Consider the following 22,369-nt stretch of genomic DNA (forward strand, 5'->3'; position numbering starts at 1 on the left):
TGCACCGATGGAGAGTTTCTTCGGGACATTAAAAGTGGAAAGCTTCTATCAGGAAGGTGTGTTATCGGTGGCAGAATTGACCAAAGTGATAGATGATTACATACGTTACTACAATTATGAACGTATTAGTTTGAATTTAAAAAAGCTGAGTCCTGTGGCTTACAGAACCCAGCTTGAACAGGCTGTTTGAGAAAGATTATTAACTTGTCCAAGAATTGGGGGACAGTTCAAACCTTTCAGACGGCCTTTGATTTGTTACTGCCTTAATTTAGAAGAAGATTTCACGCCAAGATAAGCGGCGGATACCACAAATTCGGCCTTCGATATCCAAATCTCTCAACTGGCTACCCGGTGTTGAATTGGAGATTAAGAGCTTGCGCACGGCTTCGCGACTGAAACATTTGTTGTTTGGAATCTCACTATTGGCTGCTTTTAATGGTTGATCTGTACCGGTTTCACCGCTATCGCCATCACGCGTTACCGGAGAATCGTTCAGCTTAGTTTGGTCAACATAAGTAAAGCTGGTAATGCCTTGCATGCTGATGCCGTTAGCGTATTTTGAGAATGCTACATTGTTGTCAATATGGAATTTCAAACGTGCGCTACGCTGGGTTAGTGCACCACCATTTTCCGCGTTCACACCCAAAATCTTACTGGCACTTTCGGTTTTGGTTTCGGTTTTTTCCGGAATACAAATATCACCTTGCGGCTCAGTCGTAATCGTCACCTTATTATAGCTGCGCGTTGACAATACTGCCGTCTGAAGAATCATGGTCGGCTTCACGACCACGCGCTCGCCATTGGCATCCAAATTAAAGAACCAGCCTTTTTGTGTTTTTTCATCCACTCGATTGTTGGTCAAAAATACTTGGCCATTCTCATTCACACTCATGGTTTGTTGCAATAAATCAGCTTGTTGTGCAACATCTGACCGTACAGCACTGGTATCAGGCGCATCTGGCAATTTATCGAAAATGCCATACACTGCCTGCTGATTTTTGTTTTCCAAATCGCTTTCGTAAATGTCGCTACCGGTACCAAAAATCACCACATAGCTGCCGCTACCGCGACGGGAAATCGCCGGTGCGGAAGTAATCGGCTGACTAGGATTGCCTGCGAAAATACGGGTCACCGTCCAAGCAGACGGCGTGGTGCCTCGCAAATCGAAACGGTACATATTACCGCCATAATCACCCGCGTAAGCCACATCAACGATACCATCAAAATCGGCATCCACCAAAGTAGGCGACGACAAACCGCCTACGCCACCTGGCACTTCGATTTTTCTGATTTCCGCACCGGCAGCCGGACCATTCGCCTCACCGCTACCGGCTTCTTGACCCAGCATTTCATAAACATAAAGCGCAGTCTCGCTGGCATCATTACCATCTGCATCAGCCAAATTGCGATAACCGCTGGATAAGAAGCCAGCGTAGCGCACATTTTCAGTGGTGCTGACTTTATCCACGCCACGCTGCACAGAAATACGGCCGATTTGCGGCGTACCAATGGTGTAGCCCAGCTTATTGTTTTCGCCTTTTACGGTTTCAAACAACGGCACATCCGACAACCAATTCGATTCACCGGCATTTAAAGCCAATGCAGAACCGCTATGACGATTCACGCCGCCGATATTTAATGCATACGCACCACGGCCACCTTGACCCATGGCGCCAAACATAAACACTTGCTGGCCTTTAGATTCCGCTGCATTTGGCGTACGGCGCAAGGTCATGCCGCCATTTACCAGATAACGGTGTGGCACAGTGGTCGAGCCATATTGCTCATGCGCCACATCTTTCAAGAATTTGCCCATCACAGACGGATTACCGGCATCATCCTCGCGCTCCATGGCTGCAGGAATATAGCTGAGTTTCAAATCATAAGGATGCTCACCACCAGTATGCTGGAACATATGCACCATACCGTCATTAGCCGCCGTTACCATGAATTCCTGACGACCGCCTACGCTATCGCCAACGGTATTCAGCGAGCTATCCAAAATGTCGCCCAAATCACGTTTACCCTCTTCACGAATGCGATAAACTTGGCTGTATTTACGGGTTTTCGCCGTTTGATTCAAGGTAGCATCGTTGCTTAAACGCGCAGTCCAAGGCAGCAACACATTTTTCCATTCCAATTGATCGGCAGGTGTGCCACCGCTGATATTAAAGTCAGCGTTAGACATTTGGTTATCGGCAATATTCTCTACCCATGCCACAGTTTTACCATTATTAATCATGGTTTTTCGGTTGGAGAATGAAGGCTCGGTTACCACATTATTATTGACCGTACCGTCTGCATTCAGTTTATAAAACTTCAGGCGACTGCTCCATGATCCGCTATCTAATTCAACCGCCGCAGCCATATCAGGCACACCATTGCTACTGGTCGCAGCAGGCGCAACCGTACCCGGGGCAACAATCGGAATCGAGCCGTTAGCAGCATCGATGCTGGCAAAAATGGAATTAAATGCCGCAACCAAATCCTCGGCTTTAGAAGCATTGAAGTAATTATTGCTACTGCTTGCGCCCTGTTGCAGATAGTTACGACCTGCTTCAGACAAGCTCTCACCAAAGCCTACAGTATAGGTTTCAGCCACTTGCTTTTCATATAAACTTTTACCATTGGCATCTTTAGGGTCATTAGCATCACCATTCCAGCTTTTACCTGCTTTATCGGTACCGCTGGTTTTGAAATCTTTGGTTGCCAGCGTTTTACTAAACCAACCCAAACCATCATTACGGTCGAGAATAGTATCCCATATATCAACATTCCAGCCTGTCGCTATAGCAGTTACTTTCCAATCTGAACCTCCCCCATTACGCGTACCAAAATAACTATCAGAAAAGACATTTGTACCAGAAGGAAATACCCGTCGTTGATTAACTGGCACAACCCTATACCCCCATGTCATATAATCCCTCTGATTCACCCAGTCAGCTTCATAACTACCATTTGCATCGCCATCCGACATCAAAACAATATAGTTTTTCTGACAACGGTATTCTGTTTGATTGCGAACAATTTGTGAAACTTCATAATAACGTCGGGTCGTAGGTGTACCTTTATTAGCAAACATCGAGTTGATTCGCGCTAAAATATCAGTATGGTTTCGACCATTAGTATTGGTATAAGTCGGCACATTGACCTGACCATTATTATGAAGCGTCTGAAAGCTCCAGTTAATGGTATCTTGGTATTGATTGACCACCTGCGTCAGTGCATTTTTCGTGATTTGCATGCGTGACTGTTCACCGGCTCTAGGATTACGCTCCGCCCCAGGCACCCACGCCATACTTCCCGAATCATCAATAAACAACATCACATTCGGCTTAATCTTCACTTCACCCGTTACCGATTCATTCTGCAAATAAAGCGGCACAGGCGCAAATTTTTGCGCGGCGGCATGTGCATTTACAGCAGCCACCAGCGACAATGCCGATGCCACGCTCAAAATAATCGGCCGAACGCTGTTTTGGCGCGCGGCGCGGTTCCCAGTAATATGTTTTTTAGATTTAGATTTCATGGAAATACAAACCGTTTGTTATTGTTTGACGAAACCTGATTTTATCATTTCTATTGCATAATAGGTGGCCTTTGCACCAATTTAGCCGGTCACACGGCAAATTGATGACAAAAATGAAACAGCCATTTATCGCTTTTTTCTGCCATATGCCCGTTTTTAGGCTTGAACCAAACCCCGTTTTGGCTTAAAATGCAGTGCTTCTACGGCATAAACAGAAATGCCTGAAAAAGCACGTAACACAATGTTCCCAAGATTGTGTGGCGTGTTTTTTTTTTAACCATATTCTGAAGGCCGTCTGAAACACCTTACCTTTTCAGACGGCCTCATATCAAACATTTCCATTCAGCAAGACAGGACTTCATCATGACAACTCCAGCACTTCTGGTTCTCGCCGACGGCAGCGTGTTTCACGGCACCTCAATCGGCTTTGACGGCTCGACTTCCGGCGAAGTGGTGTTCAACACTTCCATGACCGGCTATCAAGAAATTCTGACCGACCCGTCATACTGCAAACAAATCGTCACGCTAACTTACCCGCACATCGGCAACACCGGCACCAACGGCGAAGACGTGGAAAGCCGCAATGTGTACGCGGCCGGTCTGATTATCCGCGACCTGCCTTTGCAACACAGCAACTTCCGCGCCGATGAAAGCCTGCAAGAATATTTGGTGCGCAACAAAACCGTGGCCATTGCCGATATCGACACCCGCCGTCTGACCCGCATTTTGCGTGACAAAGGTGCGCAAGCCGGTGCGATTTTGACCGGTGCCGACGCGACCGAAGAAAAAGCACAAGAATTGATTGCTGCGTTCGGCAGCATGGTGGGCAAGGATTTGGCCAAAGAAGTGACCTGCGCGGAAACCTACGAATGGACGGAAGGCGAATGGAAGCTGGGTCAAGGTTTTGTCACCCCTGAAAAACAGCCTTACCATGTGGTTGCCTACGATTTCGGCGTGAAAACCAATATCCTGCGCATGCTGGCCGAACGCGGCTGCCGCTTGACTGTCGTTCCGGCGCAAACCCCTGCGGCAGATGTGTTGGCCATGAATCCGGACGGCGTGTTCTTATCCAACGGCCCGGGCGACCCTGAGCCTTGCGACTACGCCATCAAAGCGATTCAAGAGATTTTGACCAGCAAAAAACCGGTGTTCGGTATTTGCTTGGGCCACCAATTATTGGGCTTGGCGGTGGGCGGCAAAACCCGCAAAATGCCGTTCGGCCACCACGGCGCCAACCATCCAGTGCAAAACTTGGAAAACGGCCGCGTAATGATCACCAGCCAAAACCACGGTTTTGAAGTGGACGCAGACACGCTGCCTGAAAATGTGAAAGTAACCCACCGCTCATTGTTTGACGGCTCCTTGCAAGGCATTGAATTGACCGACCAAGTGGCATTCAGCTTCCAAGGCCACCCTGAAGCCAGCCCGGGCCCGCACGATGTGGCTTACCTGTTTGATAAATTTATCGACAGCTTAAAAGCAGCAAAAGCATAATACTGCAGATTCAGACGGCCTCTTATGGGATAAACAAGGCCGTCTGAACAATAACCATCCCACCTCAAAATAATATAAAAACCAACTGATGGCTGCTTCACGCGTGTATTCAAAGGCCGTCTGAAAAACCTTGATTGTTTCAGACGGCATGTTCATCAAGAGGAAAAATGAACATCAAAGCCCTACTCGCAAAAAAAGACATTGAATTCAGCCTGCGCCGTTACGGCATTGATGCGCTGAACTTTATGGCGCTCGGCCTGTTCGGCTCGCTGATTATCGGTCTGATTTTAAAAACCGTCGGTGGCTGGACAAACCTGCCTTGGCTGGTCGAAATCGGCGGCCAAGCGCAAGCCGGTATGGGGGCAGCCATCGGCGTGGGCGTGGCCTATGCCCTGAAAGCCCCGCCGCTGGTTTTGTTTGCCAGCACCATTATCGGCTTGGCCGGTGCGGCACTGGGCGGGCCTGTCGGCTGCTTTATCGCAGTTGCCATCGGCACCGAAATCGGCAAACTGGTGAGCAAAACCACGCCGATTGACATCATCGCCACCCCTGCCGCTACCTTAATCAGCGGCATGGCCGCCGCCCAGTTTGTCGGCCCCATTATCGCCACCGCCATGACCCAAACCGGCGCGCTAATTATGTGGGCAGTCGAATTGCAACCCGTGTTGATGGGCATCATTGTTGCTGTGTTGATGGGCATGATTCTGACCCTGCCCATTTCCAGCGCCGCTGTCGCCATCGCCCTGTCACTCAGCGGCTTGGCGGCCGGCGCCGCCACCGTCGGCTGCTGCGCACAGATGGTCGGTTTCGCCGTCATGAGCTTCAAAGAAAACCGCTGGGCAGGCGTTTTGAGCCAAGGTTTGGGCACCAGCATGCTGCAAATGCCCAATATCGTGAAAAACCCGTTGATTTGGCTGCCGCCGATTATCAGCAGCGCCATTCTCGGCCCGCTGGCGACCACGGTGTTTCAAATGAGCAACATTCCGTCGGGTGCCGGCATGGGCACCAGCGGCCTTGTCGGCCAAGTCGGCACGCTCGACGCCATGGGCGGCGACACGCATATCTGGCTGGCCATCGGCCTGCTGCATTTCGTGTTGCCGGCTGTGTTGACGCTGCTGATTGCCGCGTTGATGCGTAAAAAAGGTTGGATTAAAGAGGGGGATTTGAAACTGGATATTTGATTGAACACGTCAGCTTTTCAGACGGCATCGAACAACCAAACCAAGGCCGCCTGAAAACAAAAAAGGGTTAATGTTTTTTAATTTTGATTTTTTGATAATAATATGATCTTACTTGCTTTTATCCTGATTTTCCTGATCCGTTTGGCTTCCTTGCGCATTTCCATCCGCAACGAAAAAAACCTGATTGCCGAGGGCGCGCAGCAATTCGGCGCCGGCACCTCCAAACTGCTGTCGCTGGCGCACATCGCCTACTATTTCGCCGCACTGGGCGAATCGTTTGCGCGCCAGGCCGTGTTTGACGCCGTTTCCGCCGCCGGCCTGATACTGACCGGCTGCTCGCTGGCGGTATTGTTTTACGTTATCCGCGCGCTCGGCCCGATTTGGACGGTAAAAATCTACATCCGACCAAACCACCAATTAAACCGTTCGTGGTTGTTCCGACACGTCAAACACCCGAACTACTTTTTAAACATCGTGCCCGAACTCATCGGCATCGGCCTGCTCTGCCACGGCTGGACCACCATGACCGTCGGCCTGCCCGTCTACGCCGTTATCCTCGCCTGCCGCATCCGTCAGGAACACGAGGCGATGAAACATCTGGGCAAATAAACGAACACAGAACGAACACAGGCAGCTAACCCGGCCAGACAACACCTGTCTGAAACGCCCGCCGTCTGTACAAAGAAATTTTGACACATGCAACAATTGGTTTTCAGACGGCCTCCCAAGCCGTCTGAAACTCAGATTAACCCAGCGAATAAAGAGTGAAACCATGCCCAAACGTACCGACCTAAAATCCATCTTAATCATCGGCGCCGGCCCGATTGTCATCGGCCAAGCCTGCGAATTTGACTATTCGGGCGCTCAAGCCTGTAAAGCCTTGCGTGAAGAAGGCTATAAAGTCATTCTGGTAAACTCGAATCCGGCCACCATCATGACCGACCCGGAAATGGCCGATGTGACCTACATCGAGCCGATTACTTGGCAGACAGTGGAAAAAATCATCGCCAAAGAGCGTCCTGATGCGGTATTGCCGACCATGGGCGGCCAAACGGCGCTGAACTGCGCGTTGGATTTGGCGCGCAACGGTGTGTTGGCGAAATACAATGTCGAATTGATTGGCGCAACTGAAGATGCCATCGACAAAGCCGAAGACCGTGGCCGCTTTAAAGAAGCAATGGCGAAAATCGGTTTGCATTGCCCGAAATCGTTTGTCTGCCACACCATGAACGAAGCTTTGGCGGCGCAGGAGCAAGTCGGCTTTCCAACGCTGATTCGTCCTTCGTTTACCATGGGTGGTTCGGGCGGCGGTATTGCGTATAACCGCGATGAATTTTTAGCGATTTGCGAACGCGGTTTCGATGCGTCCCCTACCCATGAATTGCTGATTGAGCAATCGGTACTCGGCTGGAAAGAGTACGAAATGGAAGTGGTGCGCGACAAAAACGACAACTGCATCATCATCTGTTCGATTGAAAACTTCGACCCGATGGGCGTGCATACCGGCGACTCGATCACCGTTGCCCCAGCTCAAACGCTGACCGACAAAGAATACCAAATCATGCGTAATGCTTCTTTGGCGGTGTTGCGCGAAATCGGCGTGGACACCGGCGGTTCAAACGTTCAATTCGCCATCAATCCTAAGAACGGCGAGATGATTGTGATCGAGATGAACCCGCGCGTGAGCCGTTCTTCGGCGCTGGCTTCTAAAGCCACCGGCTTCCCGATTGCCAAAGTAGCGGCCAAATTGGCCGTGGGCTTTACGTTGGACGAATTGCAAAACGACATCACCGGCGGCCGCACGCCCGCATCATTTGAGCCGTCTATCGACTATGTGATTACCAAAATCCCGCGCTTTGCCTTTGAAAAATTCCCGGCCGCCGACGACCGCCTGACCACGCAAATGAAATCGGTGGGCGAAGTGATGGCCATGGGTCGCACCATTCAAGAATCGTTCCAAAAAGCCTTGCGTGGCTTGGAAACCGGCTTGTGCGGCTTTAATCCGCGCTCGACCGATAAATCAGAAATCCGCCGCGAATTGGCCAACCCGGGCCCTGAGCGTATGCTGTTTGTGGCCGATGCCTTCCGTGCTGGTTTCAGCAAAGAAGAAGTGTTCGACATCTGCGCCATCGACCCTTGGTTCTTGGCACAAATCGAAGACTTGGTGCAAGAAGAGCAAAAAGTTTCAGACGGCCAATTAGCTGATTTGGACTACGCGGCTTTACGCCGTCTGAAACGCAAAGGTTTCTCCGACAAACGCTTGGCGCAATTGCTGAACATCAGCGAAAAAGAAGTGCGCGAACACCGCTATGCCTTGAATCTGCATCCTGTTTATAAACGCGTCGACACCTGCGCAGCTGAGTTCGCCACCGACACCGCTTACCTGTATTCGACTTACGAAGAAGAATGCGAAGCGCGCCCGAGCGACCGCAAAAAAGTGATGATTCTCGGCGGCGGTCCGAACCGCATCGGCCAAGGCATCGAGTTTGACTACTGCTGCGTACACGCTGCCCTGTCGCTGCGCGAATCCGGTTTTGAAACCATCATGGTCAACTGTAACCCTGAAACCGTTTCGACCGACTTCGACACCAGCGACCGCCTGTATTTCGAGCCGCTGACCTTGGAAGACGTGTTGGAAATCGTGCGCAAAGAAAACCCTTGGGGCGTGATTGTGCATTACGGCGGCCAAACCCCGCTGAAACTGGCCAACGCCTTGGTAGAAAACGGCGTGAACATCATCGGCACATCTGCCGACAGCATTGACGCCGCCGAAGACCGCGAACGCTTCCAAAAAGTGCTCAACGATTTAGGCTTGCGCCAACCGCCTAACCGCATTGCCCACAACGAAGAAGAAGCCCTTGTGTTGGCAGAAGAAATCGGCTATCCGCTGGTGGTTCGCCCGTCTTACGTATTGGGCGGCCGCGCCATGCAGGTAGTGCATACCCAAGAGCAATTGAAAACCTATATGCGCGAAGCGGTGCAGGTTTCCGAAGACAGCCCGGTATTGCTCGACTTCTTCTTGAACAACGCCATTGAAGTCGATGTCGATTGCGTTTCAGACGGCACCGAAGTCGTGATTGGAGGCATCATGCAACACGTCGAACAAGCCGGTATCCACTCGGGCGACTCAGGCTGCTCATTACCGCCATACTCGCTGAGCCAAGAGATTCAAGACGAAATCCGCCGCCAAACCGTCGCCATGGCCAAAGCCTTGGACGTAAAAGGCCTGATGAACGTGCAATTTGCCGTGCAAGACGATGTTGTGTTCGTATTGGAAGTGAATCCACGCGCTTCACGTACCGTGCCGTTTGTGTCGAAAGCCACTTCCGTGCCGTTGGCCAAAGTCGGCGCACGCGCCATGGCCGGCATCAGCCTGAAAGAGCAAGGCGTTGAAAAAGAAGTGATTCCGGATTTCTACGCCGTGAAAGAAGCCGTGTTCCCGTTCATCAAATTCCCGGGCGTGGACACCATTTTAGGCCCTGAAATGCGCTCAACCGGCGAAGTGATGGGCGTGGGTGCCAGCTTCGGTGAAGCCTACTACAAAGCGCAACTGGGCGCAGGCGAACGCTTACCGGCCAGCGGCAAAGTCTTCTTGGCCGTACGCGACGAAGACAAACCGCTGCTGATCAAAACCGCGAAAAACTTCCAAGCCTTGGGCTACGAAATCGTCGCCACACGCGGCACCGCAGCCTACCTGAAAGAGCAAGGCATCGAAGTCGGCGTGGTGAACAAAGTGTTGGAAGGCCGTCCGCACATCGTTGACGCCATCAAAAACGATGAAATCGCCTTAGTGGTGAACACCGTCGCCAGCGATGCGCAATCGGTTGCCGACAGCCACAGCATCCGCCGCACCTCCCTGACCCAACGCGTGCCGCAATACACCACCATCGCCGGCGGCGAAGCCATGAGCGAAGGCGCAAAAAGCCGCGACCACTTGGGCGTGTACAGCGTGCAAGAATTACATGGCCGTCTGAAAAAAAAATAATCAGACCGTTCCATAGATGAACCAAGGCCGTCTGAAAGCGCATCTTGCGTTTTCAGACGGCCTTTTATACGGCATAATTCAAGTTAATATCAAAACCTAAATCATACCTAAGGAAACATCATGACCGGCATCCAACAACGCGCCGAACTACAACGCCGCATCTGGCAAATCGCCAACGAAGTACGCGGCTCGGTGGACGGCTGGGATTTCAAGCAATACGTTCTGGGCACCTTGTTCTACCGCTTCATCAGCGAGAACTTCGCCGCCTATATCGAAGCGGGCGATGACAGCGTGGATTATGCCAGCTTCCCCGATGACAGCCCAATTTTAGAACAAATCAAAGAAGACACCATCAAGACCAAAGGCTACTTCATCTACCCTAGCCAACTGTTCAAAAACGTCGCCGCCAAAGCCCATCAAAACGACCAGCTCAACACCGACCTAAAGGCGATCTTTGATGCCATCGAATCATCTGCCAACGGCTACGACTCTGAGCGCGACATCAAAGGCTTGTTTGCCGATTTTGATACCACGTCCAACCGCCTAGGCAACACCGTCGCCGACAAAAACAAACGCCTGTCAGCCGTCCTAAAAGGCGTGGCAGAACTGAACTTTGGCAACTTTGAGCACAACCAAATCGACCTATTCGGCGATGCTTATGAATTCTTGATCTCAAACTACGCCGCCAACGCAGGCAAATCAGGCGGCGAATTCTTCACCCCGCAACACGTCTCCAAGCTCATCGCCAAGCTTGCCATGCATGGTCAGAGCAGCATCAACAAAATCTACGACCCCGCCGCAGGTTCGGGCAGCTTGCTATTACAAGCCAAAAAGCAATTCGACGAACACATCATCCAAGATGGCTTCTTCGGGCAGGAGATCAACCACACCACCTACAACCTTGCGCGGATGAACATGTTCCTGCATAACATCAATTACGACAAGTTCGAGATTGCGCTCGGCGACACCCTGCTCAGCCCGCAATTTGGCGACGGCAAGCCCTTTGACGCCATCGTCTCCAATCCGCCCTACTCGATTAACTGGATCGGCTCGGACGACCCCACACTCATCAATGACGAGCGTTTCGCCCCTGCCGGTGTGCTCGCGCCCAAGTCTAAGGCCGATTTTGCCTTCATCCTGCACGCGCTGAATTACCTGTCGGCACGCGGTCGCGCGGCGATTGTGACCTTTCCGGGGATTTTTTACCGTGGCGGCGCAGAACAGAAGATCCGCAAATATCTGGTAGAAAATAACTACGTCGAGACCGTCATCTCCCTTGCGCCCAATCTGTTCTTTGGCACGAGCATTGCCGTGAATATCCTAGTATTGGCAAAGAACAAAAAAGACCACAACGTCCAATTTATCGATGCCAGCAAATTATTCAAAAAAGAAACCAACAACAACATCCTAACTGATGACCACATCGCCCAAATCGTACAAACTTTCGCCGACAAAAGCGAAACCGCGCATTTCAGCATTAACGTTGCAGACAGCCAAATCGCCGAAAACGATTTTAATCTTTCCGTTTCCAGCTATGTGGAAGCCGAAGACACGCGCGAAGTGATTGACATTGCCGTCTTAAACGAAGAAATCCGCCAAACGGTCAGTAAAATTAGCACTTTACGCCAAAGTATTGATGAGATTATAAAAGAGATTGAGGTGTAAGATGGGCGATAGTCAAATTATTATTTTTAATCGTGATGATGGTGGTATTGGCATCAATGTTAGGGTTGAGGGCGATACGGTATGGCTCACGCAAAAAGCAATGGCGGAACTGTTTGATGTAAATACGCCAGCCATCAGTAAACATTTGAGTAATATTTTTAATGAAGGAGAGTTGCAACGAGAGGCAACTGTTTCCAAAATGGAAATAGTTCAGACAGAGGGTGCAAGACAAGTGGCAAGATTGGTGGATTTTTATAATCTTGATGCAATTATTTCAGTTGGTTATCGCATTAATTCCGCCAAAGCAACCCAATTTCGCATTTGGGCAACTCAAATTCTAAAAGAATATCTTATCAAAGGTTTTGCAATGGATGATGAACGCCTAAAAAATGTTGGGGGAGGTTCATATTTTAAAGAATTGCTAGACCGTATTAGAGATATTCGTTCTAGTGAAAAAGTGATGTATCGTCAGGTATTGGATCTATATGCCACAGCAATAGACTATACAGCAAAGAGTGATGAAAGCATTTTGTTTTTCAAGACTGTACAAAATAAATTGCATTATGCCGCTCACGGTCATACAGCCAGCGAGGTTATTTATTTTCGTGTAGATAGCGATAAGCCGTTTGCTGGATTGCAAAATTTTAAGGGTACACAGCCCACGCAAGCCGAAGCAATGATAGCCAAAAATTATCTTACCGAACAAGAATTAAAGGTTTTAAATAATTTGGTATCGGCTTATTTTGATTTTGCTGAACTAAACGCCATAGAAGAAAAACCAATGACTATGCAGGATTATATCAATGGGCTGGATAGATTATTAAATGCTACAGGGCGAGAAGTGTTGCAGGGAGCTGGTAGCATATCGCACGCACAAGCAGAAACAAAAGCCAAAAGCGAATATAAAAAATACAAGGCAAAAACCTTGTCCGATGTAGAAAAGTCCTACCTTGAAGTCATTAGTCATTTAAACAAGACAGCCAAAAAAGCGAGTAAAAAATAATGCACACCTTTATTAAAAATCTCTTAAATGGGCAGTCAGTGGAATGGAAAAAGCTTTGGGAGGTAACTATTTGGGATAAAAAATTTAATGCTGTCCCAAAAGAAAACCAACCAAAAATTGAAAAGCACTATTACTTTCTGGCAAGTGATTTAAAAAAATTAGCCGTACAAGATGGTAATGTAAAGCTACTAACAACCAATATATCAGATCTTTGGACAACAGAAGAATTAGCGGGTGATAAGATCAATGAAGGTGAAATTATCGCAATTCCATGGGGAGGAAATCCCATAGTTCAGTACTACAAAGGCAAATATATTACAGCTGACAATCGTATTGCAACTTCAAGTGATAAAAATGTACTAGATAATAAATTTTTATACTACTTTTTGCTAAGCAGGCTTGATTTAATTAGCTCTTTTTATCGTGGCTCAGGCATCAAACATCCTAGCATGTTTGATGTTCTTGAAATGAAAATCCCCATTCCCCCACTGGAAGCTCAACGTAAAATTGTCCAAGTATTGGACAATTTTACGGAGCTTACAGCGGAGCTTACAGCGGAGCTTACAGCGGAGCTTACAGCGCGAAAAAAACAATATGAATATTACCGCAACCTACTGTTAGATTTTAATAATCCAACAGGGGGGGGTAATTGGCTTTTTCAATCAAGAAACCCTTTTTCAGACGGCCTGAAAGTGGAATGGAAGAGTTTGGGGGAAGTAACATTGCCTACAAAAAATATTAAATGGAAAGAAACAAACGATATTTACCGCTATATTGATTTAACTTCTGTTAATCGGGAAAACCATTCTATTGGCGAAACAATAGAAATTTCATCAACTAATGCGCCTAGTCGAGCGCAAAAACTGATTGAGAAAAATGATGTAATTTTTGCAACAACACGTCCAACACAATTACGGTTTGCACTCATTGATGATGAATTTAATGGGGAAGTAGCAAGTACTGGTTATTGTGTATTACGGGCGAATCCCAACAAAGTTTTATTCCGTTGGATTTATCATCATCTTGGAACAACAAAGTTTAAAAACTTTTTAGAAGAAAATCAGAGTGGTTCGGCATATCCTGCCGTTTCGGATAGTAAAGTTAAAGAATATGTTATCCCAATCCCCCCATTAGAAACCCAAGCTCAAATTGTCGCCATTTTAGATAAATTTGACGCACTCACACATTCCATCAGCGAAGGCTTGCCGCGTGAGATTGAATTGCGGCAAAAGCAGTATGAATATTACCGCGAACGCTTGCTGAACTTTGATGCCGTCTGAAATGATTTACCGAGCCAAAAATAAGAAATGAGAGATAAGCTATTGTTTCCGCTCAATATGAAACAGGAAAACAGATGGATGATTTGATTATCTACAACAGCGATGACGGCAAGGTCCAAGTGGCTTTATTGGTTGCCGATGATGAAGCCTGGCTGACGCAAAGCCAGCTTGCCGAACTTTTTGACACCTCGGTGCCCAACATTGCCACGCACATCAAAAACATCATAGAAGACAATGAATTGGATGCAGATTCAGTTATTAAGGATTATTTAATAACTGCCCAAGACGGCAAGCATTATCAGGTCAAGCATTATGCCTTGGCGATGATTTTGGCCGTGGGTTTTCGTGTCCGCAGTCCGCGCGGGGTGCAGTTTCGCCGTTGGGCAAATACGCAGTTGCGCGCCTTTTTGGATAAGGGCTTTCTGCTGGATAAAGAGCGCTTGAAAAATCCGCAGGGCAGGCTGGATCATTTTGATGAGCTGCTGGAACAAATCCGCGAAATCCGCGCCAGCGAAATGCGTTTTTATCAAAAAGTGCGCGAATTGTTTGCGCTGTCTGCCGATTATGAGAAAAACGATAAAGCGGCACAGATGTTTTTTGCCGAAGCGCAGAATAAATTGATTTATGCCGTTACCCGGCAAACCGCCGCCGAACTCATCATTGCCCGCGCAGATGCCAATCAGCCCAATATGGGGCTGACGGCTTGGAAAGGCTCGGTTGTACGCAAAGGCGATATTGTGGTGGCCAAAAATTATCTGCATCATGATGAGCTGGATTCTTTAAACCGTTTGGTGATGATTTTTCTGGAAAGTGCAGAATTGCGGGTCAAAAACCGTCAAGATTTAACGTTGAGCTTTTGGCGTAATAATGTGGATGCTTTGCTGGAATTTAACGGTTTCCCTGTTTTAGCGGATAAAGGCAGCCGTTCACACGCGCAAATGGAGCGCATTGCCGCCCAGCAATACGATTTGTTTAACCAAGCCCGAAAACAGGAAAAACAGCGCTTGGCAGATGCCGAAGATTTGCAGGCTTTGGCACATCTGCAAGCCGATTTGGAAAAAAGAAAACCTTAATTGTATTCAATCTATAGCTTTCAAGCAGCCTGAAAAGGAAACCATCATGACCACCGACACCCGCCCCATCGCCGAAACCAATCATTTTATCGTCCTAGACAGCTACGACAAAATCGACCAATCAGGCGCGGCGTATCAGAGCGAGAGCGATTTGGAGCGCGAGCTGGTGGCTGACTTACAGGCACAGGGCTACGAATACCGCCGCGACTTGAACACGCATGATAAGCTGCTGGCGAATGTGCGCGAGCAGCTACAGCGGCTCAATGCGATGGTGTTCTCAGATGGCGAATGGGCACGCTTCGTGCTTGAGTATCTTGATAGGCCGTCTGAAAACATGATCGAGAAAACGCGCAAAATCCATGACAATCATGTCTGCGATTTTGTGTTTGATGATGGGCACATCCAAAATATCTACCTCGTCGATAAGAAGAACATCACCCGCAACCACCTACAGGTGATCAACCAATTCGCCCAAACCGGCAGCCACGCCAACCGCTATGATGTGACGGTTTTGGTGAACGGCCTGCCTTTGATTCAGATCGAGCTCAAAAAACGCGGCATGGCGATTCGTGAAGCGTTCAATCAAGTGCACCGCTATACCAAAGAAAGCTTTAATCACGACAATTCTTTATTTAAGTTTCTGCAGATTTTTGTGATCAGCAACGGCACAGATACGCGCTATTTCGCCAACACTACCCGCCGCGACAAAAACAGCTTTGACTTTACGATGAATTGGGCGCGTGCGGACAACACGACGATTAAGGATTTAAAAGACTTTACCGCCACGTTTTTCCAAAAAAATACCCTACTGTCGGTGCTGCTGCGCTATTCGGTGTTCGATGTGTCGAACACGCTGCTAATCATGCGCCCTTATCAAATCGCGGCAGCGGAACGGATTCTGTGGAAAATCAGAAGCTCCGCCCAAGCCAAGAACTGGAGCAAGGCCGAGAGCGGCGGTTTTATTTGGCACACCACAGGCAGCGGTAAGACCTTGACCAGCTTTAAGGCGGCGCGTTTGGCGACCGAACTTGAATGTATTGATAAAGTCTTTTTTGTGGTGGATAGAAAAGACCTAGATTATCAGACCATGAAGGAATATCAGCGCTTTTCGCCTGATAGTGTCAACGGCTCGGAAAGCACGGCAGGCTTGAAGCGCAATCTGGATAAAGACGACAACAAAATCATCGTCACCACCATCCAAAAGCTGAATAATCTGATGAAGTCGGAAGACAATCTGCCGATTTATCAGAAGCAAGTGGTGTTTATCTTTGATGAATGCCACCGCTCACAATTTGGCGAAGCGCAGAAAAATCTGAAGAAGAAATTTGAAAAATTCTGCCAGTTTGGCTTTACCGGCACGCCGATTTTTCCAGAAAACGCGTTGGGAGCGGAAAAGACGGCGTCGGTATTTGGGCGCGAGCTGCATTCTTATGTGATTACCGATGCCATTCGTGATGAAAAAGTGTTGAAATTTAAAGTGGATTATAACGATGTCCGCCCACAATTTAAAACCCTAGAAACAGAGCAAGATTTAACCAAATTATCCGCCGCGGAAAACAAACAAGCGCTTTTGCACCCCGAGCGCATCCGCGAGATTACGCAGTATATTTTGGATAATTTTAAACACAAAACCCACCGCTTACATGCAGGCGGTAAGGGCTTTAATGCGATGTTTGCCGTGAGTAGTGTGGATGCCGCCAAAGCCTATTACGAAGCGTTTAAAAACCTACAAAAAGACCATGAAAAACCGCTGAAAGTCGCGACCATCTTCTCGTTCGCCGCCAATGAAGCACAAGATGCCATCGGTGATATTGAGGATGAGGGCTTTGAACCCGATGCAATGAACCGCAGCGCCAAGGAATTTTTAAACGCGGCGATTGACGATTACAATGCCTTGTTCCGCACCAATTACAGCACCGACAGTCGCGAATTTCAAAATTATTATCGGGATTTGGCCAAACGCGTCAAAAATCAAGAAGTGGATTTATTAATTGTGGTCGGGATGTTCTTGACCGGCTTCGATGCGCCGACACTAAACACCTTATTCGTAGATAAAAACCTGCGTTATCATGGCTTGATGCAGGCCTATTCACGCACCAACCGCATTTATGACGCTACCAAGTCTTTCGGCAATATCGTGACCTTCCGCGACTTGGAGCAGGCGACCATCGATGCCATCACCCTATTCGGCAACAAAAACACCAGAAACGTGGTGCTAGAGAAAAGCTATGAAGAATATATGGAGGGCTACACCGACCAGCAAACCGGTGAAGCACGACGCGGCTACCTGGAGGTGGTGCAGGAATTAAACGCCCGCTTCCCCGACCCTGACAGCATCGTCACCGAGAAGGACAAAAAAGAATTTGCCAAACTATTCGGCGAATACCTGCGCGTGGAAAATGTTTTACAGAATTACGATGAATTTACCGCACTCAAAGAAATACAGACGGTTAATCTTGATGATGAAGCTGCAGTAGCGGAATTTAAAGATAAGTTCCATTTAAGCGATGATGATTTCAACGCTATCCAGAGCGTACCGATGCCGTCTGAAAGAGTGGTGCAGGATTATCGTTCTACCTATAACGACATCCGCGATTGGCTACGCCAGCAAAAAGAATCAGAGAAACAAAACCAAAGCCAAATCGATTGGGATGACGTGGTTTTTGAAGTGGATTTGTTAAAGTCACAAGAAATCAACTTGGACTATATTTTGGAATTGATTTTTGAACACAATCAAAAAATCAAAGACAAAAGCGCTTTGGTGGAAGAAATCCGCCGCACCATCCGCGCCAGCATCGGCAACCGTGCCAAAGAAACTTTGGTGGTGGATTTCATCAATGAAACTAATTTGGATGCCATTGAAGACAAGCCGTCTATTCTAGATGAATTCTATCAATTCGCCCAAGAAAAACAGCAACAGGAAGCAGAAGCGCTGATTGAAGAGAATGGCTTGAATACCGAGGCAGCCAAGCGCTACCTAATGATCTCACTCAAACGCGAATATGCCAGCGAAAACGGCACGGATTTGAATAGTGTATTACCCAAAATGAGCCCACTCAACCCTAACTATTTGACCGCCAAGCAGAGCATTTTCCAAAAAATTGCTGATTTTGTGGAGAAATTCAAAGGTATTGGTGGTGTAGTGTAGATAGCTGGTCTATCGATTAAGAATAGAGAGGCCATCTGAAAGATTCATCTTTCAGACGGCCTTTTTGCTATAATTGCCGTTCCTACATCCAACCGCTTTAAAGATAACTCCATGCTGCCACCACGCCATGCCATCGAAACTTTTATCAATGAAAAAGCCCTGCCGGCCAGTATTGAGCGTGCGCGGGATTATCGGGCGGAATTGGTGGAAATAGATGGCAATCGGGCGACATTTCAATCCAAAGGTTCGTATAAGCAGACCTACCGGCAGATGGTTGAATTTAATGAAAACAAACCGGTTAAGGTTTCATGTTCTTGCCCTTATCAAAACGGCGGCATCTGCAAACATACGGTGGCGGCTTTGCGCCAATTGGCGGCGATGAGTGACAACGGTCAGCCTGAAAAGAAAACCAAGCCGACTCGGTCTGCCAAGCCGAAAGAAACGCTGCTGCGTTATCCGCTCTTGGACGGGGGATTGGTTGATTTTCAAAGCATTTGGTCTGACTTTAACCGTTTCACCAATTTTTCGTTTTATACCGCCGACTGCCGCATTATGGATTTTGAGCCGGGCAAATGGACGTTTGAAGCCAGTGATTGGCAAGGGACATTCCGTTCTACGTTAACAAGGCTGTCTGAACAAGAAGTCGGGCTTGCTTGCAACTGCACCCACAAAACCGCTAAACAATATTGCAGCCATATGGCGGCAATGGTCAGACTGGCAGCGGAAAATCTGGGGGCGGAGTGTCTGCTGCCTGATTACCGCGAACGCTTTATTGCCGATGTGCTCAGCGATTACGGCATGACGCCGCAAGACAATTACGCTGAGTTTTTTGATTTTTCCATCGATGATGAAGGCTTTGTGATCCAATCGAAAGTGCCCGACTTGATGCCGCTGCACTTTTCGTTGGTTTCTCGCACCATACCGTCTGAAATTTCCGCTAAAACTGCTTTGCCGCCCAAAGCGGGTTTGGTGTTGGCATTGAATTTTGACGAAGGTGTTTTTCAAGAATTTGTGCTCTATTACGCCAACCTTAAGAAAAACGGTGAAATCTCGGCCAATTTAAAAGAGATCAGTGATGTAAATGCCGGCAGCGTCTTGTTTAACGGCATGTTGCCTGACGAAGCCAAAGACATCTGGTATACCCTGCAAGCCATGAATGAGCAGTATCTCGAGTTTGCTGAAGAGCAAAACGTTGATGCGCTCGGGAAAACAGTGGCGGCCTTCAACCGATTTTTGCAAACCTTCCCCGATTTGCCTCTGTTTGCCGCCCAAGGCCCGTCCTATGCCCGCACCGGCAGCCTCAACCGCCTCTCCCCGATTACCGTTTCGACCGAACCTGCCGGCCTAAGCTACCGTTTTAAAGAGGACGGCGCGCTATACCGCCTTGAGGGCAGGATTATACTCGGCGGCAAATCTGTCCACCCCAGTTTGTTGGGCAAAGCGGTCAATCCTTTTTTCATTTATCGCGCCGATACGCTCACACGCTATCCCGATGCCAAAACTGCCGCCGACATCATGCGCTGTGTGGTGCATCCGAGCTTGGCCGTACTCAAACGCCATGCCGAAACCTTCCGTCGAAACATCATCGCACCCTTGGCAAAACATTACCCCATCACCAGCCGCGATTTTGTCACCCCTCCGAAAACGAAGCGCAAACAAACGGCAAATACGTCAAACGGTGCTGATTGCTCTTTTCAAAAACAGGTTTACGTCCGCGATTCAGACGGCCTCATCCGCTTCTCACCGGCCGCACAATATGACGAAACATTGATCGAACTACCTAGCCATGCCTTGCGCCTGCACATTCAAGACGGTAAATTCCACCGCCTTGAGCGCGATGAAGCGCAAGAGCAGGCATTTTTGCGTTTTTTTGAAGCCTTACATCCGGATTTTGCCCAAGTTTCAGACGGCCTATATCTGCTCACGCCCGAACAACTGACACAAGACTTTTGGTTCATCGACTTTGCCGACAGCTTAAAAAACCAAGGCATCGAGCTTTTGGGTGCCAAGGATTTGAAATCGTGGCATTACAACCTCAATAAACCGCAAATCAGCATCCGCACCGAATCGGGCACGGATTGGTTCGACCTCAACATAGCCATCCGTTACGGCGAAGAAACCGTCAACCTGAAAGACATACACAAAGCCTTTGTCAACCGGCAAAATTTCGTCACACTTTCAGACGGCACCATCGGCATGCTGCCCGAAAGCTGGTTGGAAAAGTTTGCGCCGTATTTTCAGGCAGGCGAAGTGAAAAAAGACAGCATCCGCCTGTCGCCCTACCAATTCGGCATCATCGACCAGCTCTATGAAAGTTTGGACGACAAACCGGAATTTTTGCGCACCTTATACCAACGCCGACAACGGCTGCAAAACCTGTCAGCCCAGCCCGACGTACAACTTTCAGACGGCCTCAACGCCACCCTGCGCCCCTATCAGCAACACGGCTTGAACTGGCTGGCTTTTCTGCATGCCAACGGTTTAGGCGGCTGCTTGGCCGACGACATGGGTTTGGGCAAAACACTGCAAACCATCGCCTTTTTGCATTACCTCAAAACCACCCACACACCGGACAAACCCAGCCTGATTGTCGCCCCCACCAGCCTCACCTTCAACTGGCTGGCCGAAATCAAAAAATTCTGCCCGGGTTTGCGCGTATTGGATTACACCGGCGCAGGCCGTCTGAAAGATAGCGCTTCATTTGACGGCTGCGATGTCGTGCTCACCACTTACGGCACGCTGTTGCAGGACATCGAACTGCTGCAAGGCTACCGTTTCAGCTACCTGATTCTCGACGAAAGCCAAGCCATCAAAAACCCGCTGTCGCAACGCTACAAAGCCGCCCGCCTGATACAGGCCGACAACCGCCTGATTCTGAGCGGCACCCCCATCGAAAACAACACTTTCGATTTATACACGCAGCTCAATTTCCTCAATCCCGGCCTGCTCGGCAGCCAAAGCCATTTCAAAAGCCGCTTTGCCGATGCCATCGACAAAAAACAAGACCAACAAGCCGCTGCCCTGCTGGCCAAAATGGTGCATCCTTTCATCTTGCGCCGCACCAAAAATCAGGTGGCACACGAATTGCCGCCCAAAACCGAAAGCGTGATTTATTGCGAAATGGGCAAAGCGCAACGCAAAGCGTACGACCGTGTCAAAGAGCAATACCGCACTTATTTGCTGGACAAAATCGGTTCAGACGGCATCAACAAATCGCAAATGTATATTCTCGAAGGCCTGACCAAATTGCGCCAAATCTGCAACAGCCCCGCGCTTTTAGCAGATGCCGATTACGGCAGCGAATCGGTCAAGCTCGACACCTTGGTGGAACACATCAAAGACAAAACCGGACAACACAAAATCCTCGTGTTCTCCAGCTTCGTCAAAATGCTTGCCCTGATCGAAGGCCGTCTGAACGCAGAAAACATCGCCTACGAATACCTCGACGGCCAAACACGCAACCGTCAGCAAAAAGTCGACCGCTTCCAAAACAACGCCGACATCCGCGTATTCCTCATCAGCACCAAAGCGGGCGGCACCGGACTGAACCTCACCGAAGCCGATTACGTGTTCATCGTCGACCCGTGGTGGAACCCGGCGGTAGAAAACCAAGCCATCGACCGCTGCTACCGCATCGGCCAAACCAAACAAGTCATGGCCTACCGCCTCATCTGCCGCGATACCGTCGAAGAAAAAATCCTCGCCTTACAGCAGAAAAAACAAGGCATTGCCGACAGCCTAATCAGCGTGGACAACGAGAAAAAATCGTTTGATTTGGATGAAGTGAAAAACTTGTTTGAATAGGCAGGAAAAAACAAACAGGCCGTCTGAAGTTAATTCTTTCAGACGGCCTTTTCATCATCTATTCATCACGTTAAAACATAGGTTGAGACCTTTGCAAAATCTCTATCTTTGGCACATTTCTTCGTTGTGCGCTGCTCGAAAGCTTGCCTATCTCAATGATATGTCTGCGCTTTCTGCGCTGCTACAACTTTGAACTGTACTCAAATC

At 48.7% G+C, this 22,369-nt stretch carries 12 protein-coding genes; 11 read left to right on the forward strand and 1 reads right to left on the reverse strand.

Going from position 1 to position 22,369, the window contains the following annotated elements; translation table 11 throughout:
* The coding region (locus CRG49_RS05495; RefSeq protein ID WP_157807896.1) for an IS3 family transposase at positions 1 to 190 on the forward strand (190 nt) is incomplete at its 5' end.
* Between the two features lie 78 nt (positions 191 to 268).
* Here the strand turns inward: CRG49_RS05495 and pilC are convergent.
* The gene (pilC, locus tag CRG49_RS05500) at positions 269 to 3,529 is read right to left on the reverse strand and encodes a PilC family type IV pilus tip adhesin (protein WP_095502412.1); all 3,261 of its coding nucleotides are present in this window, start codon (positions 3,527 to 3,529) and stop codon (positions 269 to 271) included.
* A gap of 363 nt (positions 3,530 to 3,892) precedes the next feature.
* Between pilC and carA the strand changes: the two genes are divergently transcribed.
* From carA to CRG49_RS05550, 10 genes are all read left to right on the forward strand, one after another.
* Positions 3,893 to 5,023 (forward strand): glutamine-hydrolyzing carbamoyl-phosphate synthase small subunit, encoded by a 1,131-nt coding sequence (gene carA, locus CRG49_RS05505; RefSeq protein ID WP_095502411.1) that lies wholly within the window; start codon positions 3,893 to 3,895, stop codon positions 5,021 to 5,023.
* A gap of 167 nt (positions 5,024 to 5,190) precedes the next feature.
* Positions 5,191 to 6,204 carry a PTS transporter subunit IIC gene (locus CRG49_RS05510; protein WP_095502410.1) on the forward strand — a complete coding sequence of 338 codons (1,014 nt, stop codon included), beginning with the start codon at positions 5,191 to 5,193 and terminating at the stop codon, positions 6,202 to 6,204.
* Between the two features lie 102 nt (positions 6,205 to 6,306).
* Positions 6,307 to 6,813 carry an isoprenylcysteine carboxyl methyltransferase family protein gene (locus CRG49_RS05515; protein WP_095502409.1) on the forward strand — a complete coding sequence of 169 codons (507 nt, stop codon included), beginning with the start codon at positions 6,307 to 6,309 and terminating at the stop codon, positions 6,811 to 6,813.
* Between the two features lie 163 nt (positions 6,814 to 6,976).
* Complete coding sequence (gene carB / locus CRG49_RS05520) at positions 6,977 to 10,189, forward strand: carbamoyl-phosphate synthase large subunit (protein WP_095502408.1); 3,213 nt, start codon at positions 6,977 to 6,979, stop codon at positions 10,187 to 10,189.
* 120 nt (positions 10,190 to 10,309) lie between these two features.
* Positions 10,310 to 11,854, forward strand: a complete 1,545-nt coding sequence (locus CRG49_RS05525) for a type I restriction-modification system subunit M (protein ID WP_154143224.1) — start codon at positions 10,310 to 10,312, stop codon at positions 11,852 to 11,854.
* 1 nt (position 11,855) lies between these two features.
* Positions 11,856 to 12,857: a virulence RhuM family protein gene (locus CRG49_RS05530; RefSeq protein WP_095502406.1), complete on the forward strand. Its 1,002-nt coding sequence runs from the start codon at positions 11,856 to 11,858 to the stop codon at positions 12,855 to 12,857.
* Positions 12,857 to 14,137, forward strand: a complete 1,281-nt coding sequence (locus CRG49_RS05535) for a restriction endonuclease subunit S (protein WP_095502405.1) — start codon at positions 12,857 to 12,859, stop codon at positions 14,135 to 14,137. Before CRG49_RS05530 ends, CRG49_RS05535 begins: the two co-directional genes overlap by 1 nt.
* A 74-nt stretch (positions 14,138 to 14,211) precedes the next feature.
* Positions 14,212 to 15,210, forward strand: a complete 999-nt coding sequence (locus CRG49_RS05540; RefSeq protein ID WP_095502404.1) for a virulence RhuM family protein — start codon at positions 14,212 to 14,214, stop codon at positions 15,208 to 15,210.
* A 46-nt stretch (positions 15,211 to 15,256) separates the two neighbouring features.
* The gene (locus tag CRG49_RS05545; protein WP_095502403.1) at positions 15,257 to 18,358 is read left to right on the forward strand and encodes a type I restriction endonuclease subunit R; all 3,102 of its coding nucleotides are present in this window, start codon (positions 15,257 to 15,259) and stop codon (positions 18,356 to 18,358) included.
* Positions 18,359 to 18,469: 111 nt separating this feature from the next.
* Positions 18,470 to 22,162: a DEAD/DEAH box helicase gene (locus tag CRG49_RS05550; protein WP_095502402.1), complete on the forward strand. Its 3,693-nt coding sequence runs from the start codon at positions 18,470 to 18,472 to the stop codon at positions 22,160 to 22,162.
* Positions 22,163 to 22,369: the final 207 nt, after the last annotated feature.

The organism is Neisseria sp. N95_16, from assembly GCF_002551535.2.
GTDB classification, from domain to species: Bacteria; Pseudomonadota; Gammaproteobacteria; order Burkholderiales; family Neisseriaceae; genus Neisseria; species Neisseria brasiliensis.